Origin of the sequence: Streptomyces sp. PA03-6a (assembly GCF_033792765.1) — a bacterium.
Taxonomy (GTDB): Bacteria; Actinomycetota; Actinomycetes; order Streptomycetales; family Streptomycetaceae; genus Actinacidiphila.
Window position 1 is genome coordinate 25,493 of record NZ_JARAVK010000069.1, and the last position, 14,534, is coordinate 40,026.

At 71.1% G+C, this 14,534-nt stretch carries 11 protein-coding genes and 1 pseudogene; 8 read left to right on the plus strand and 4 right to left on the minus strand.

The window, feature by feature from the left end:
* Nucleotides 1–23: 23 nt before the first annotated feature.
* Nucleotides 24–1,175 (minus strand): methyltransferase, encoded by a 1,152-nt coding sequence (locus tag PV350_RS18510; RefSeq protein ID WP_500334906.1) that lies wholly within the window; start codon nt 1,173–1,175, stop codon nt 24–26.
* A 146-nt stretch (nt 1,176–1,321) separates the two neighbouring features.
* Nucleotides 1,322–2,206 carry an SCO4651 family lipoprotein gene (locus tag PV350_RS18515; RefSeq protein ID WP_499509048.1) on the minus strand — a complete coding sequence of 295 codons (885 nt, stop codon included), beginning with the start codon at nt 2,204–2,206 and terminating at the stop codon, nt 1,322–1,324.
* Between the two features lie 271 nt (nt 2,207–2,477).
* Between PV350_RS18515 and PV350_RS18520 the strand changes: the two are divergent.
* Nucleotides 2,478–2,762: pseudogene (locus PV350_RS18520) on the plus strand (macro domain-containing protein); the annotation flags it as partial.
* Here PV350_RS18520 and PV350_RS18525 read toward each other — a convergent pair.
* Entirely contained in the window at nt 2,692–3,606 is a 915-nt protein-coding gene (locus tag PV350_RS18525; protein ID WP_499509046.1) for an LLM class flavin-dependent oxidoreductase, read from the minus strand. The pseudogene PV350_RS18520 and the gene PV350_RS18525 sit on opposite strands and share 71 nt — an antisense overlap.
* 239 nt (nt 3,607–3,845) lie before the next feature.
* Here PV350_RS18525 and PV350_RS18530 point away from each other — a divergent pair, with 239 nt between their 5' ends.
* Nucleotides 3,846–4,814 (plus strand): alpha/beta hydrolase, encoded by a 969-nt coding sequence (locus PV350_RS18530; protein ID WP_499509045.1) that lies wholly within the window; start codon nt 3,846–3,848, stop codon nt 4,812–4,814.
* A gap of 6 nt (nt 4,815–4,820) precedes the next feature.
* On the opposite strand, the gene PV350_RS18535 is transcribed toward PV350_RS18530, so the two are convergent.
* The gene (locus PV350_RS18535) at nt 4,821–5,342 is read right to left on the minus strand and encodes a GNAT family N-acetyltransferase (RefSeq protein ID WP_499509044.1); all 522 of its coding nucleotides are present in this window, start codon (nt 5,340–5,342) and stop codon (nt 4,821–4,823) included.
* Between the two features lie 78 nt (nt 5,343–5,420).
* Between PV350_RS18535 and PV350_RS18540 the strand changes: the two genes are divergently transcribed.
* From PV350_RS18540 to PV350_RS18565, 6 genes are all read left to right on the plus strand, one after another.
* Nucleotides 5,421–6,152, plus strand: a complete 732-nt coding sequence (locus PV350_RS18540; RefSeq protein WP_499509043.1) for a DUF7873 family protein — start codon at nt 5,421–5,423, stop codon at nt 6,150–6,152.
* 515 nt (nt 6,153–6,667) lie between these two features.
* Entirely contained in the window at nt 6,668–7,900 is a 1,233-nt protein-coding gene (locus PV350_RS18545; RefSeq protein ID WP_499509042.1) for a GNAT family N-acetyltransferase, read from the plus strand.
* Between the two features lie 138 nt (nt 7,901–8,038).
* Nucleotides 8,039–8,512: a hypothetical protein gene (locus tag PV350_RS18550; RefSeq protein WP_500334910.1), complete on the plus strand. Its 474-nt coding sequence runs from the start codon at nt 8,039–8,041 to the stop codon at nt 8,510–8,512.
* 310 nt (nt 8,513–8,822) lie between these two features.
* The gene (locus PV350_RS18555) at nt 8,823–12,101 is read left to right on the plus strand and encodes a GH92 family glycosyl hydrolase (RefSeq protein ID WP_500334912.1); all 3,279 of its coding nucleotides are present in this window, start codon (nt 8,823–8,825) and stop codon (nt 12,099–12,101) included.
* Between the two features lie 377 nt (nt 12,102–12,478).
* A complete protein-coding gene (locus tag PV350_RS18560; protein WP_499509040.1) occupies nt 12,479–13,447 on the plus strand; it encodes an ABC transporter permease in 969 nt (322 codons plus the stop codon).
* A gap of 36 nt (nt 13,448–13,483) precedes the next feature.
* Entirely contained in the window at nt 13,484–14,503 is a 1,020-nt protein-coding gene (locus tag PV350_RS18565) for an ABC transporter permease (RefSeq protein ID WP_500334914.1), read from the plus strand.
* Nucleotides 14,504–14,534 lie beyond the last annotated feature (31 nt).

Consider the following 14,534-nt stretch of genomic DNA (forward strand, 5'->3'; position numbering starts at 1 on the left):
CTCAAGACTCCGGCGGCCCGGCGTCAGCGCCTGACGGCCCGCAGGACCACGAACTTCGGATTCGACGCGACGACCTCGCAGTTCCCGAAGAGCCGCCGCAGGCGCACGTGGTAGCCCAGATGCCGGTTCCCGATGACCAGCAGCTCACCGCCGGGCCGCAGCGCGGACCGGGCGGTGACGAACATGCGGTGGGCGGTCGCGGCGGTGACCGCCTGGTGGGAGTGGAACGGCGGGTTGTTGAGGACGAGGTCGGCGCCGTCGGGCCGGACGGCGGCCACGGCGTCGGCGGCGTCCCCGACGAGGAACCGGGCCTTGCCTCCAGGACCCACGTTGTCGTGGAAGGTCTCCTCGGCGGAGGCGACGGCCTGGTGCGACTCGTCCACGAACAGCACGTCGCTGTCGGGGTTCGCCAGCGCCACCGCGGTCCCGACCACGCCGTTGCCGCAGCCCAGGTCGACCACACGGTCCGGGCCCTTGCGGTCCGGCAGGTGCTCCAGCAGGAAACGCGTGCCGATGTCGAGGTGATCGGCGCAGAACACGCCCGCGTGGTTGGTGACGGTGCGGCCGGACAGCGGGCCGATGCCGTCGGGCAGCGCGTACCGCAAAGGCCACGGGTTCGCCCCGGGGGCCGCCGCCGGATCGGGGGTGCTGAAGATCAGCCGGGCCTTGCGCACCGCCAGCGAGGTGCGGGTCGGCCCGATGACCCGCTCGAAGAGCCGCAGCGTGGACGTGTGGATCTCGGTGACCATGCCCGCGCCCAGGACGACGGTGCCGGGGTGCAGTGCGGGGGCCAGCCGGTGCAGCTGGTCCTCCAGCAGCGCGAGGCTCTTGGGCACCCGCACGAGCAGCACGTCGATGCGCGCCGGAGGCTCGTCGCGGGTGGTCAGCATCCGCACCTCGGCGTCCGGCGCGTTGCGCCGCAGGTTCGCCAGCGTGGCCTGCTGCCCGAGGTGGGAGTCCGTGATCTGCGTGGGGCGGTGTGCCGCCAGCGCCGTCGCCAGCGCCCCCCAGCGGTCTCCGAGGACGACGGTCGTGCCCGTCAGGTCCGTCCCGTTCTCCGCGAGGTGCCGCAACAGGTAGTCGTCCGCGGCGTCCCACGCCCGCAGCGTGTCCCGCGGCTCCGCGGGGAATCGGGTCAGTTCGAGTGCGCCCCACGGCGTGCTGAAGAGGTTCATCGCCCCCTCAGGGTACGGGCTGCCCGGGCCGCCCCCGGCTACCGGCTCCCGGGGTCGCCGGTCGTACGAAGCGGCCCGCGCCGACGACCGGGCCCACTGCGTCGGTGGGTGCGCGTGGTCGCGGCGCACCCACCGACGGGTTGACGTCAGCCCTGGGCGGCGTTCTGGATCATCTCGGCGAACGTGGTGACGTCCTTGGCCGGAGGCGCCTTGATGGCGGAGGTCTGGCCGTAGCCGGAGTACGCGATGGTCAGCTTGGCCGGGCCCTTGGCGGTCTTACCGGACTCCACGGTCTTGACCGCGAGGTCGTCGGCGCTGATCCACGCCTCGATCTTGACGGTGTTCTTGAGGCCGGTGGAGTGCAGTTCCTCGATGTAGGCGTCGCGCTCGTCCTTTGTGATGAGCTCCAGGACGGAGGTGTCGGCGGCGAGCTTCTTGATGTCCACGGTGCCCGTGTAGTGGGTCGCCTCGGCGCCGGCCACCTGCTCCTCGCCGGCCGCGGCGAGGTCCGCCGCGGTGGACAGCGCGGCAAGGGCCGCGGCGGGGCCGTGCGGCAGGTCCTTGGCCGGGTTGTCCTCCGCGGATGAGCCGTCGAGCTTCAGCCACTTCTTGCCGCCCGCGGCCTCGGCCATCTCCCCCTCGACCGGGAGGAACACGCTGCCGTCCGCCATCGTCATGTGCACCTTGCCGTCCGGACCGGCCATGTCCTTCATGTCGGCGTCGGAACCGGCGTCCATGCTCAGCTCGGCCCCCTCGGAGCCCTTCTTCCAGCTCAGCGTGCCCTCGGCCTTGGTGTTGCCGTCCGCAGGGTCGACGGAGTCGACGGCGACCTTCGCGGATGCCTGCTGCTCCACCGCCTTGGTGGCGTTCCGCACGGCTTCGACGGGGGAGACCTTCTTCTCCACCGGCTTGGCGGAGCCCTGCGTCGACGCGGACTTCGGCGCCTCCTTCGTGGCGTCACCACAGGCCGCGAGACCGAGCGCGAGCGTGCCGGTCGCAGCGGTGATCGCCACAAGACGACGGATGTGCATGAAGAGTTCCCCTCCGGGCGGTAAAGATTTGTACAACGATCAATGGCCTTGGACCCTACAGCAACCGACGAACACGCAAACGAGCGGGGGCTCCGCTCGTACGGAGCGCCATGTGCGCCTGACTCGCCCACCGATGCCGTCGTGAAGGCGGCGGACGAGTCGCTGATCGGCGGGGGAGGCGGCGACGACGGAGAGGCCGACGTCCTCGCCTGCTCCCCCGCGGCCCAGGCACGCGCCGCCTCCGGCGTCCCGGCGGCGGCGAGCATGCTACGGGCGTTGCCCGCAGGGCGCGGACGAGCTGGGGGCCACGAGCATCGCGTTCCCCTCGATCGCCACCGGCGTCCACGACCAGCCGGCGGAGGAAGCGGCGCGGATCGCCGCCTCAGCCCTCCGGGCGTCGCAGAGCCCGGTCCGGCAGATCAGGCTCGTGGCCTTCGGCCGGGCCGCGCTCGGTCCGCAGCCGGGAACCCGCCACGGCGGGTGCGTCAGCCGAGCTCCGGCACGACCTCGGCGGCCAGGCGCTCGGCGTGCTCGGCCGGCGCGAACAGGGGCGTGAACAGGATGAGCTCCGCACCGGCGGCGACGACCTCACGCAGCGCCCGGACGCACTCCGCCGGGGTCCCCGTGATCGCGGCGGCCTCGGTCTCGGGGGACTTGCGCATGTACAGCGCCGCCAGTTCGGCGTCGATCCGGGCGCGGGCGCGCCGGGAGTCGTCGTCCACCGCGATGTAGACGCGCTTGGCGATCCCGAAGCCGTCCACCGGCCTGCCGCTCTCGGCCAGCGCCTGCCGCACGATCGCGACCTGGTCGGCGAACTTCTCCGTCCGGACCTGACCCGCGCCGAAGAAGCCGGTGAAGAGCCCCGGACTCATCACGGCGCGGCGCAGCGCGGTGTGCCCGCTGCCGCCGAACCACACCGGGGGAAAGGGCTTCTGGAACGGTTTCGGTTCCATCGCCGCGTCGCTCAACCGCCAGAATTCCCCGGAGAAGTCGACCCGGGGCTCACGCCACAGGCGGGTCATGACCTCCATGCCCTCGTAGAAGCGGGCCACGTAGCGCTCCGGGTCGACGCCGAACGCCGCGAAGGGCCGCTGCGGGCCTCTCGTGCCGAATCCCACCTCGATCCGGCCCCGGCTCAGTTGGTCCAGCGAACCGATGCTCTTCGCCAGGTGCACCGGACTGTGCAGCGTGGACACGAAGACCACGCACCCCAGGCGCAGGCGCTCGGTGCACGCGGCGGCGAAGGTCATCGTCTCGAGCGGGGCGAGCTGCGGCTTCGTGCCCAGCGTCTGTTCCTGTGTCCAGGCACTGTCGAACCCCAACTCCTCGACGCGCGCCAGGAATACGCGGAAGGCGGCGGGATCGAACTCGCCGTCCGCATGGAACTGCGGAATGGACATCGCGCATCGCACCCGCGCATCGTAGGGAACGGAGTCCGCCGGGCCCGAAGCACCACGCCGCCGGACGCCCACGCACGGCGGAGTGACAGCGTGTGCCCCGCGCATGAGCGCTCTGCGACCACGGAATCTCCCGGAGTTGCGGCGCCGAACCGCCGAGGGACGATGGAACAGCGGCCGGCACGGTCCTTGCGACCGCCTCCGCTGCCCAAAAACGGAACCTCTCCGGCAGGAGGCCCACCATGCCCGAATCCCCGTCCGCGGCACCCGTCCTGGAACCCGCGGCCAAGGAACTGGCGGACGCGACCGCACAGCACCCGCGCATCTACGAGGTCGCGCCGGCGGACGGCCGCGAGATCCTCGACGACCTGCAGGCGGGCGAGGGCGTGCCCAAGCCCGCGGTGGACGAGGAATGGGTGACCGTCGACGCCGGACGGTACGGCAGCGTCCGTGCCCGCATCATCCGTCCCGAAGGGTCGACGGAGACCCTCCCGGTCGTGTTCTACATCCACGGCGCCGGATGGGTGTTCGGCGACGAGAACACCCACGACCGGCTCGTGCGCGAACTCGCGGTCGGCACGAACGCCGCCGTGGTCTTCCCCGTCTACGACCTGGCCCCCGAGGCGAAGTACCCCACCCAGATCGAGCAGAACTACGCGGTCGGGAAGTGGATCCTGAGCAACGGCGAGGACCGGAAGCTGGACGCCTCGCGGATGGCCGTCTGCGGCGACTCGGTCGGCGGCAACATGTCGGCCGTCTTCGCGCTGATGGCGAAGGAACGCGGCGACATCGACCTGGCGGCCCAGGTGCTGCTCTACCCCGTGACCGACGCCGACTTCGACACGCCGTCCTACCAGCAGTTCGCCGAGGGCTACTACCTCACCCGCGACGGGATGAAGTGGTTCTGGGACGCCTACACCAGCGACCCCGGACAGCGCGCCGAGATCCACGCGTCCCCGCTGCGCGCCGACGTCGAGCAGCTGCGCGGCCTCCCCACCACCCTGGTCATCACCGACGAGGCCGACGTACTGCGCGACGAGGGCGAGGCCTACGCCGCCAAGCTGCGCGAGGCGGGTGTGGACGTCACCGCGGTGCGGGTGCTCGGCATGGTCCACGACTTCCTCATGCTCGACAGCCTCCGGGACTCCAAGGCGACCGTCGTCGCCCGCACGCTGGCCGTCGAGGCCCTGCAGCGGGCGCTGCACCCTTGAGCCGCGTCAGGCGATCGTGACCCCGTAGCGTCGCACGGCGCCACCCGGTCCGGCCTCCTCAACGCCCTCGAGCACGCCGCCGTTGCGTTCGATCGTCCTGGCGGAGGCGGTGTTCGCCGCCTCGCAGACGATCAGCACCCGGTCCAGTCCGAGCCCGCGCGCCTCGTGGAGCATCCCGCCGAGGGCCCAGGTGGCCAGCCCACGGCGGCGCGAGGAGGGCCGGATGCCGTAGCCGATGTGACCGAACCGCAGCACGTAGTCGTCGGGCCCCTGCCGCAGGGCGATGCCCCCGTGCACCCGGTCGCCCTCGACGATCCACCGGTACCAGCAGCCGCGGCCCGCCTCCACCGCCTCCGGCCCCGACTGCCCGGCCAGCATCGTCACCCAGGCCGCGAACCCGTCCGGCGAGTCGACCTCGTCGGACGGCTCCAGGCCGAAGCCGTCCTCGTGCGGGCCGGGACCCCACTCGTCCCGCGCCTCGAGCCAGGCGGAATGCAGACGGGTGGTGGGCGCGATCAGCTCGGGCATACGGCGACGATACCGGTGCGTCACGGTGGGCCCGAAACTCGGGTGTGTGTACGGGCGGGCGCTGCTAATTTCGCTGACCTGCCGAAGCTCAATCAGATCATCGCCGTGGAAAAGGGCGTCAAGTCCAAGTCCCTCCAGGAATTGACCCAGGCCCATCACGACGTCCAGAAGCCCGCGTTGCTCGCCGGGATCTCGCGGACGTACCAGCCGAAGGACGAGGAGGGCGAGCAACTGCCCCCGGAGTCCACCCGGGTCCAGGTGAAGGCGGAGGACGTCCTGCACGAGGTCGGGGACACCCTGACGCGGCTCTTCGACGTGACGGCGACCAAGGACTGGGCCAACCGGACCGCGGCCGCCGACGTGGTGGTGGACGGGAGGGTGCTGCTCGCGCAGGTCCCCGTCCCGTACCTGCTCTTCCTGGAGAAGCAGCTCACCGACCTGCACACGTTCGTGCGCAAGCTGCCGGTCCTGGACGCGTCCGAGTCGTGGAACCCCGACCCGTCGACGGACTGCTGGAAGACCGAGCCGGTGCGGACGATCCGCACGAAGAAGGTCCCGCGCAACCACGTGAAGGCCGAGGCCACGGAGAAGCACCCGGCCCAGGTCGAGGTGTACTACGAGGACGTGCCCGTGGGGTACTGGACGACCGTGAAGTTCTCCGGCGCGCTCCCGGCGCGGCGCGTGAACGAGCTGCTCGTCAGGGTCGAGAAGCTGCAGCAGGCCGTGAAGTTCGCCCGCGAGGAGGCCAACGGCGCGGACGTCACCGACCAGCGCGTGGGGGAGGCGGTCTTCGGCTACCTGTTCGGGTAGCCCCATCAACGCCCCTCGTGAGAGCGGGGGGTGCGCCGAGAGCGCAAGCTGACACTGATGTTGAAGCTGACCAGGGGTATCAGTGGGGGTTCGAATCCCTCCCCCGGCACACCGGGCCGGGGTGGCCCAACCGGTAGAGGCAGCCCCGTCAATCTCAGACTCTCGCTCCAGTCTCAGCATTCGCCGCCGAACGCCGGATCGACCGAGCGCGGACGATCATCGACGGATGGGGGTTCAACTCCCCTCTGCGCCTCTTCCGTGGCGCGGTAGTTCAAAGGTAGAACACGTCGATCTCAGAATGATCCGCGACTCTTAAACGCCGCCGGCGTGTGCAATTGGGTGGCATCTCAGGAGCCCGGGCAGCTGGATATGCTCCCGGGCTCCGTCACGCCTCACCCGAGCGGGCCGCGGCCGGGACCGGCCGTAATTCGCTTGACCTTGCCGAGGGGCGACGCTGCACTGTGGCGGGTCACCACGACGCGTGGTGCCGGTATCCCGGGGAGGCAGCGGCAGCAATGGAGATCCGTTCCACGACCGACCAGGACCTCGACGTCTTCGTCGACACGCTCCATGCCGCGTTCGGGCGCTTCCCGGAAACCCCGGCCGAGGGCCGCGGGGTCTGGTGGTCGGCGCTCGAAATGGACCGCAACCTGCTCGCCACGACGGCGGACGGGCGGCCGATCGGCACCGCCGGTGCGTACTCCTTCGAGCTCACCTTGCCAGGTGAGGTCCTCGTCCCGGCCGCCGGCGTCACCGCCGTCGGTGTCGTGCCCTCGCACCGGCGTCAGGGCGTGCTCACCGCGATGATGCGCCATCAGCTCACCGGACTGCGGGCCCGCGGCGAGTTCCTCTCCGTGCTGCTGGCCTCCGAGGCCCTGATCTACCGCAGGTTCGGCTACGGACCGGCGACCTACACGGGTCGACTGACGGTGCCGCGCCACCAGGCCGCCCTCGCCGTCCCCCGGGCGCGCGGAACGGCCGGCGGCCCGGCGGCCGTCCCGGACACCGGCTCGGTCGAGGTGCTGCGGCGTGCCGAGTGCGGAGAGATCCTGGAAGAGGTCTACGACCGGTACCGCCGCGCACAGCCCGGCGCGCTGTCCCGGCCGCACCGCTGGTGGGCCCTGGGGGCGGGGCAGGCCCCGGTCTCCCCGGCACCGCGCTACGTCGCCGTCCACCGTGACGCCGACGGCGTGCCGGACGGGTACGCCAGCTACTCCCTCGGCGAGCCCGACACCTTGACGGTCGACGAGACCATCGCCACCGACGAGGCCGCGTTCACGGCCCTGGCCCGGTTCGTGCTCGGACACGACCTGGTGGCTCAGGTCGTGTTCAAGCACGTCCCGCCCGAGCATCCGCTGCGCTGGCAGTTCGCGGATTTCCGTGCCGGCCAGGCGAGCAACCACACCGACTGGCTCTGGGTGCGGCTGCTGGACGTCCCGCGTGCACTGACCTCGCGCGGCTGGTCCACGGACGGCGAACTCGTCCTCGACGTCGACGACCCGTTCCTGGGCGAGCACGGCCGCTACCTGCTGACCGTCCGGGACACCAAGGCGGAGTGCGTCCCGACGGACCGGGAACCCGACCTGTCCCTGGACGTGAGCGACCTGGGCTCGGTCTACCTCGGCGGTACCACCCCGAGCACGCTCGTGCGTGCCGGACACATCCGGGCCCACCGCCCGGACGCCGCGACCCTCGCCGACGCCCTCTTCCGCGCGGAGCGCGTCCCGCACTGCCTGCACTGGTTCTGACCCCGCGTGCGCCTTCGGCGACCGCGCAGGTGCCACCTCGCGGCTGCACGCGGGAGCCATTCCGCCCGGCGTGAGCCGTGGCATTGTCAGCTCCCGCTGATACCGTCCGGCCGTTCACGATCTTCGAGGAGGGGCTGTATGGGTGCCAGCGGGTGGGACTACGTGACCGGGTACGACGGGAACGTCGCGGCGGCTCTGGCGGCTTTGCAGGCGAGGGTGTTCCAGGAGACGTACGGCGACGGTGCCCGCTACAAGGACCTGGAGGAGCTGTACGAGGACGAGCAGTTCATGGAGGAGGAGGGCACCCACACGATCCTCGACATCGACACCGTCGTGGCCACGGACGACCCGCCTGTGCCGTCCCGTGCCGCGGACTACGGCACTCTGAGGCCCCTGCCACTCAGCCGCGTGGCGCACCACTTTGGTACCGAGCACCCGACGGTGGAGCAGTACTTGGCGCTCGTCGCGGCGGCCAATGAGTTCACCAGCCATGAGGAGTACGAGCGGAGCCTGCTCGCCGAGTGCCGGATGAGATGGACCGGCTGTTACGTCGTTCTGCACTCCGATGGTGGGCCCACCCACCTGGGGATCTTCGGCTACTCGGGTGACTAGGACCGAGTCGGTCCGGCCCGTGACCGCACCGGATCGGGGTCGTCGGGCTGGATCGGGGCGGGGGACCTGCGGGTGCCGAGGCGGATGCGGGGGAGAGCGGTGCCGGGCGTGGGGGGCTTGTGGAACCGTGGTGCGCGACAACGTTGTCATTTGAGCTGGGCATGACTATACCGGCTGAGAAGGCAACGATGTCAAGGGAGTTGACGTGCACCCGAGGCGGTCTTCCGGCGCACCGGTGGGGCACGCTACTGTCCCCGCGGCTTGTGTGACCCGTGGTGCGCGACCCGTCCGAGAGAAGAAGGGCCGCGTCATGCGTTTGCGTACGACGTCCGTTCTGCTGGCCGCCGTCCTGGCGGTCGGCGGTGCCACTCCCGCCCTCGCGGCGCCCGCCGCGCCGCCACCCGATCTCGTGCAGGACCCCACCGCCTACGTCGACCCCCTGATCGGCACCAAGAACGGCGGCAACGTCTTCCCCGGCGCCGTCGTCCCCCTCGGCATGCTGTCCTGGAGCCCCGAGACCACCCGCGGCGACGCCACCCGCACCACGGCGCCCGGTGGTTACCACTACGACGCGACCCGCATCCGGGGGTTCAGCCTCACCCACATGTCAGGCACCGGCTGCGCGGGCGGCAGCGGCGACATCCCGTTCCTCCCGTACGCCGGAGAGGTCACCACCTCGCCCGCCGCGGACACCAAGGACGCGGTGTACGCCGCGGACTTCAAGCACGGCGACGAGACCGCCGAGCCGGGCCGCTACAAGGTGGGCCTGTCCTCCGGTGTGACGGCGGACCTGACGGCCACCGCGCGCACCGGCTCCGGCCGCTTCACCTTCCCCGCGGACAAGCCCGCCTCGATGCTGATCCGCACCGCCAACTCCGAGGTCGGGTCCACGGACTCCACCGTGACCATCGACCCGCGGACCCGTACCGTCTCCGGCTCGGTCACCTCCGGGAACTTCTGCGGCTACCTCGACCCGGAGGGCCAGCGCTCCTACTACACCCTCTACTTCACCGCCCGCTTCGACCGCTCCTTCAAGGCGACCGGCACCTGGCAGGACGACAAGGTGACCCCCGGCTCCACCACCGCCTCGGGCGGCACGGGAGGCTTCTCCCACGGCGGGACGCCGGTCGCGGGCAAGGGCGCCGGCGGCTGGGTGGAGTTCGCGCCCGGCAGCGGACCGGTGAACGTCAAGGTCGGCATCTCGTACGTGAGCCAGGCGGGCGCCGAGGCCAACCTCGCCGCCGAGAACCCGCGGCACCGCTCCTTCGACTCGGTACGGGAGGCGGCCGGTCGCGCGTGGCGGGACCGGCTGGGCGCGATCAAGGTGGGCGGTGGCACGGACGCCGAGCGCAGCACCTTCTACACCGCCCTGTACCACGCGCTGATCCACCCCAACGTCATCAGCGACACCGACCGCAGATACCGCGGCAGCGACGGCGAGGTCCACACGGTGGCCCGCGGCCACCAGGCGCAGTACGGCACCTTCTCCGGCTGGGACGTCTATCGCTCGCAGGTGCAGCTGCTCACCCTGCTGAGCCCGCGCACCGGCTCGGACATCGCCCAGTCCCTGTACGAGCTCGCCCAGCAGAACGGCGGCGTCTGGGACCGCTGGCTGCACGGTGCCTCCGGCACGCACGTCATGAACGGCGACCCGTCGCCGGCCGCCCTCGCCGGGATCCGGGCCTTCGGCGGCACGGACTTCGACCTGCGCGGCGCGCTCGACTCCCTGGTGAAGGCCGCGACCGTGCCGACGGAGCGCGACCTGTCGCCGGTGGGCAAGCCGATCCTCTCCGTGGGCCAGCGCCCGTCGCTGGACAAGTACCTGAAGCTGCACTACATGCCGTCCGTCTCCAACGCCTGGGGCGGCGCCGCCGAGACGCTGGAGATGTCGGGCGCCGACTTCGCCCTCTCGCAGCTCGCCTCGGCCGCGGGCCGGAAGCACACCGCCGCCGACTTCGCCCGGCGCTCCCAGTGGTGGCAGAACAACTTCAACCTCGCCGCCGACCCGAGCGGCGGTTACATAGCCAACCGCGCGGCCGACGGCAGCTGGGTCACCGGGTTCACCCCGGCCACCGGCAACGGCTTCGTCGAGGGCACGGCCGCCCAGTACACCTGGATGGTGCAGCACGACCCGGCCGGCTTGTTCGCGGCGATGGGCGGCCGCGACGAGGCCCTCGACCGGCTGGACGCGTTCTTCCACACGGCGGACGGCAAGTGGGCCTTCACCGGCAGCGGCGGCGAGAAGTCGGAGATGGACAACGAGCCGTCGATCAACGTGCCGTACCTGTACGCCTACGCCGGCGCACCCTACAAGACGCAGGAGACCGTGCGGGCCGCGATGGGCGCCCTGTGGTCCACGCAGCCGGGCGGCATCCCCGGCAACGACGACCTCGGCGCGATGTCGTCCTGGTACGTCTTCTCGGCGCTCGGCATGTACCCGCAGGTGCCCTCCCGCGCCGAACTCGTCCTCGGATCCCCGCTGTTCCCGCGGATCGAGATCGACCGCCCGGCCGGGAACGACATCTCCATCCGCGCGGCGGGCGCGGCGGCCGACGCGCCGTACGTCCGATCGCTGAAGGTCAACGGACGCGCCAGTGACCGGCCGTGGTTGCCCGCTTCCTTCGTCGAGGACGGCGGCAGGCTCGACTACACCCTGTCGCGCACCGCGGACCGCAGCTGGGGAGCGGACGCGGCCGACGCGCCGCCCTCGTTCCGGGAGGGTGAGCAGCCGCACCAGGTCGGCGTCGGCCCGACCACGGCGACGATCGCCCCGGGCGGCGGCACCAAGGTGGGCATCCGCGCCCTGTCGCTGCGCGGCGGCGCCGCACCGAAGGTGCGCTTCCGCGTCGAGGTGCCCGACGGCGTCACGGCGTCGCCCGCGGAGGGGGAGTTCACGGACGGCTCCCAGGAGATCACCCTGTCCACCGCCGGTGACGTCAAGCAGGGCTTCTACGACGCCAAGGTGGCGGTGAGCTACGGGGACACCTCGTACGAGCAGCCGGTGTCGCTGACGGTGGCCGCTCCCGGTTCCCTCATCGCGGCGTACAACAGCACGGGCGTCTCGGACGACGCCGGTGACCACGACGAGGCGGACTACGACGGCGGCGGCTGGAGCTACTCCCGTCAGGCGCTCGCCGCGGCCGGCCTCACCGGCGGGACGCAGGGCACGGTCACCGGAGGCCTCGCGTTCACCTGGCCGGATTCCCCCGCCGGCCGCCCCGACAACGCCTCGGCGACCGGCCAGACCATCGAACTGGCCACGCCCGCCTCGCGGTTGTCGTTCGTCGGCAGCGCCGTCAACGGCGACCAGCAGACGACGGCGACGGTCACCTACACCGACGGCAGCACCGGCGCCGTCGACCTGTCCTTCACCGACTGGACCGTGGGAGGTGGCGGCGGCAGCGTCAAGTTCGGCAACGAGGTCGTCGCCAAGACCGCCTACCGCAACGTCGCGGGCGCGGACAAGGACCCGGTGGCCACGTACGTCTTCGCCACCAAGCCCTTCTCGGCACCGGACGGCAAGACCATCACGAGCGTGAAGCTCCCGGAGAACACGGACCTCCACGTCTTCACCCTCGCGGTGGACTGACGCGGGAAGACCCCCAGGGGCGGGCGCGGAGCCGACTCCGCGCCCGCCCTTCGTGCTGCCCGGAACGGCGCCCCGCATCGGCGCCACATCAACATCACATAAAGTGGCGCACGTCATAGAGGGAATTCGGCACGGCCCGGAACCCTTTTCCCGGAATTCCGTCCCGCAATGCGCATTGCCAATTCTTTGTGCGCGTATTGCCTCATGTGGACGCGGGTGGCAGGAGGATATTTCCCGAGCCGTCCCACCGCGACGCTCCATTGTTTCCCCGCTCCGATACGGCGACATCCGGGTGGCGCTGCCGAACCCGGGTCACACCCCCGTAGGAGCCGGTGCGGCCCTGGTCACGGGGCGTGCCACGCGAAGGAGAAAGCACGTTGGGCCGTTACCTACTGCGCCGCCTCGGCAACTACGCAATCCTGGTGTTCATCGCGGCCAGCGCGACGTACTTTCTCGCATCCTTCACCCTCCACCCCGACATCAACTACCTGTCGAAGAATCCCCGGCCGCCCCTGCACTCGATCTACGCGATCCTGCACGCCTACAACCTCGATCCGCACACGCCCGTGTACCTCCGGTATTGGCGCTGGCTGACCGGGATCGTGCTGCACGGGGATTTCGGCAGGACCTACGACGGCGCTTCGGTCAACACCGAGCTGGGCCGCCGCGTCCTGGTCAGCACCGAGCTGCTCTTCGTCGCGACCGTCCTGGGGGCCGTCGGCGGCGTCGCGGTCGGCGCCTGGAACGCACTGCGGCAGTACCGGCCCTCCGACCGGGTGTCGACGATCGTCTCCTACGTCCTGCTGGCCACCCCGGTCGTGGTGATCGCGGTCGGACTGCGGACCCTGGACACCGCGGGCGACGGGCCGCTGGTGCAGTACATCGGGATGTACGACCCGAAGGTGCACGGCACCCTCCCGGTCGTCCTCAACAACCTCGAACACCTCGTGCTGCCGACGCTGACGCTGCTGCTCGCCCAGATCCCGTTCTTCAGCCGCTACCAGCGCAGCACGATGCTCGACGTCCTGGGCAGCGACTTCCTGCGGACGGCCCGCGCCAAGGGGCTCCGGCGGCGTCAGGCGGTCCTGCGGCACGGACTGCGCACCGCGGTCATCCCCGTGATGCCGCTGGTGGTCTACAACGTCGTGCTGCTGTTCACCGGCGCGACCTTCACCGAGGAGATCTACGGGTGGCACGGCATGGGGGAGTGGCTGGTCGACTCCATCACCAGCAACGACGTCAACGCGGTCGCCGCCGTGGCGATCTTCACCGCCGGCATCGTCCTGATCGCGGGACTGCTCTCCGACCTCGTCTACGCGGCGCTCGACCCTCGGGTCCGCACCTGAGACGGCCCACGTCGACCGACTCGAGGAGATTCCCTCATGACCACCCCCGCAACCGCCGCCGGGACCGCGGCGCCACACCGGACCCGGAGCCGCGGCGCGCTCGTCCTGGCCCGCTTCGCCCGCAACCGGCTGGCCCTGGTGGGCATCGCCCTGGTGATCGCCCTGGTGCTCCTGGCGTACGCCGTACCGCCGTTCCTGCACTGGACGTACCACGACAACGACTTCGCCAGCCTGGACACCGGGCCCGGCGGCGCGCACTGGTTCGGCACGACCCACTCGGGCCAGGACCTGTTCGCGCTCACCTTGAGGGGCCTGCAGAAGTCACTGGTCGTCGGACTCGTCGGAGGGCCGCTCACGACGCTGATCGCCGCGGTGGTGGGCGCCTCGGCCGGTTACTTCGGCGGCTGGACCGACCGCGTCCTGATGTGGTTCCTCGACCTGATGCTGGTGATCCCGGCGTTCCTGCTGCTCGCCGTCCTGTCACCGGCGTTCCAGCACGGGACCTGGCTGTTCTTCGTGGTCCTGCTCGCGGCGTTCGGCTGGATGATCACCGGTCGGGTGGTGCGGAGCATGACCCGGACCCTGCGGGAACGGGAGTACGTCCTGGCCGCTCGCTACATGGGCGTCCACCCGCTGGTCATCATCTTCCGGCACATCCTCCCCAACGCGGCCTCGATCCTCATCATCGACGCGACCGTCCAGGTGGGCGCGATCGTGCTCGGCGAGACGTCGCTGTCCTACTTCGGGTTCGGCATCCAGGCGCCCGACGTGTCCCTCGGCACCCTCATCGCCGCCGGAACGCCGGACGCCAACACCTCCCCGTGGCTGTTCTTCTTCCCCGCCGCCTTTCTCGTCCTGATCGGCCTCTCCGTCGCGTTCATCGGTGACGGACTGCGGGACGCCTTCGACCCGACGGCACGGGGAGCGAAGGCCCGGGGCCGCGCCCGGCCGGGCGCGCCCACCTCCCGGCACGCGAAGGCCCGGCAGGTCCCGCACCGCAAGCCCTCAGCCGCGGTCATCACCGCGGCACCCACCGAGGAAGGAGTCACGTCGTGACCGTCCCCACCGCCGCCCCCGGCGTCCCCAC

Excerpts from the sequence above, each read along its gene's own strand:
- PV350_RS18545 (WP_499509042.1), top strand. The coding sequence starts at position 6,668 with ATGGAGATCCGTTCCACGACCGACCAGGACCTCGACGTCTTCGTCGAC.
- PV350_RS18515 (WP_499509048.1), bottom strand. The coding sequence starts at position 2,206 with ATGCACATCCGTCGTCTTGTGGCGATCACCGCTGCGACCGGCACGCTC.
- PV350_RS18550 (WP_500334910.1), top strand. The coding sequence starts at position 8,039 with ATGGGTGCCAGCGGGTGGGACTACGTGACCGGGTACGACGGGAACGTC.
- PV350_RS18510 (WP_500334906.1), bottom strand. The coding sequence starts at position 1,175 with ATGAACCTCTTCAGCACGCCGTGGGGCGCACTCGAACTGACCCGATTC.
- PV350_RS18555 (WP_500334912.1), top strand. The coding sequence starts at position 8,823 with ATGCGTTTGCGTACGACGTCCGTTCTGCTGGCCGCCGTCCTGGCGGTC.
- PV350_RS18530 (WP_499509045.1), top strand. The coding sequence starts at position 3,846 with ATGCCCGAATCCCCGTCCGCGGCACCCGTCCTGGAACCCGCGGCCAAG.
- PV350_RS18565 (WP_500334914.1), top strand. The coding sequence starts at position 13,484 with ATGACCACCCCCGCAACCGCCGCCGGGACCGCGGCGCCACACCGGACC.
- PV350_RS18525 (WP_499509046.1), bottom strand. The coding sequence starts at position 3,606 with ATGTCCATTCCGCAGTTCCATGCGGACGGCGAGTTCGATCCCGCCGCC.
- PV350_RS18535 (WP_499509044.1), bottom strand. The coding sequence starts at position 5,342 with ATGCCCGAGCTGATCGCGCCCACCACCCGTCTGCATTCCGCCTGGCTC.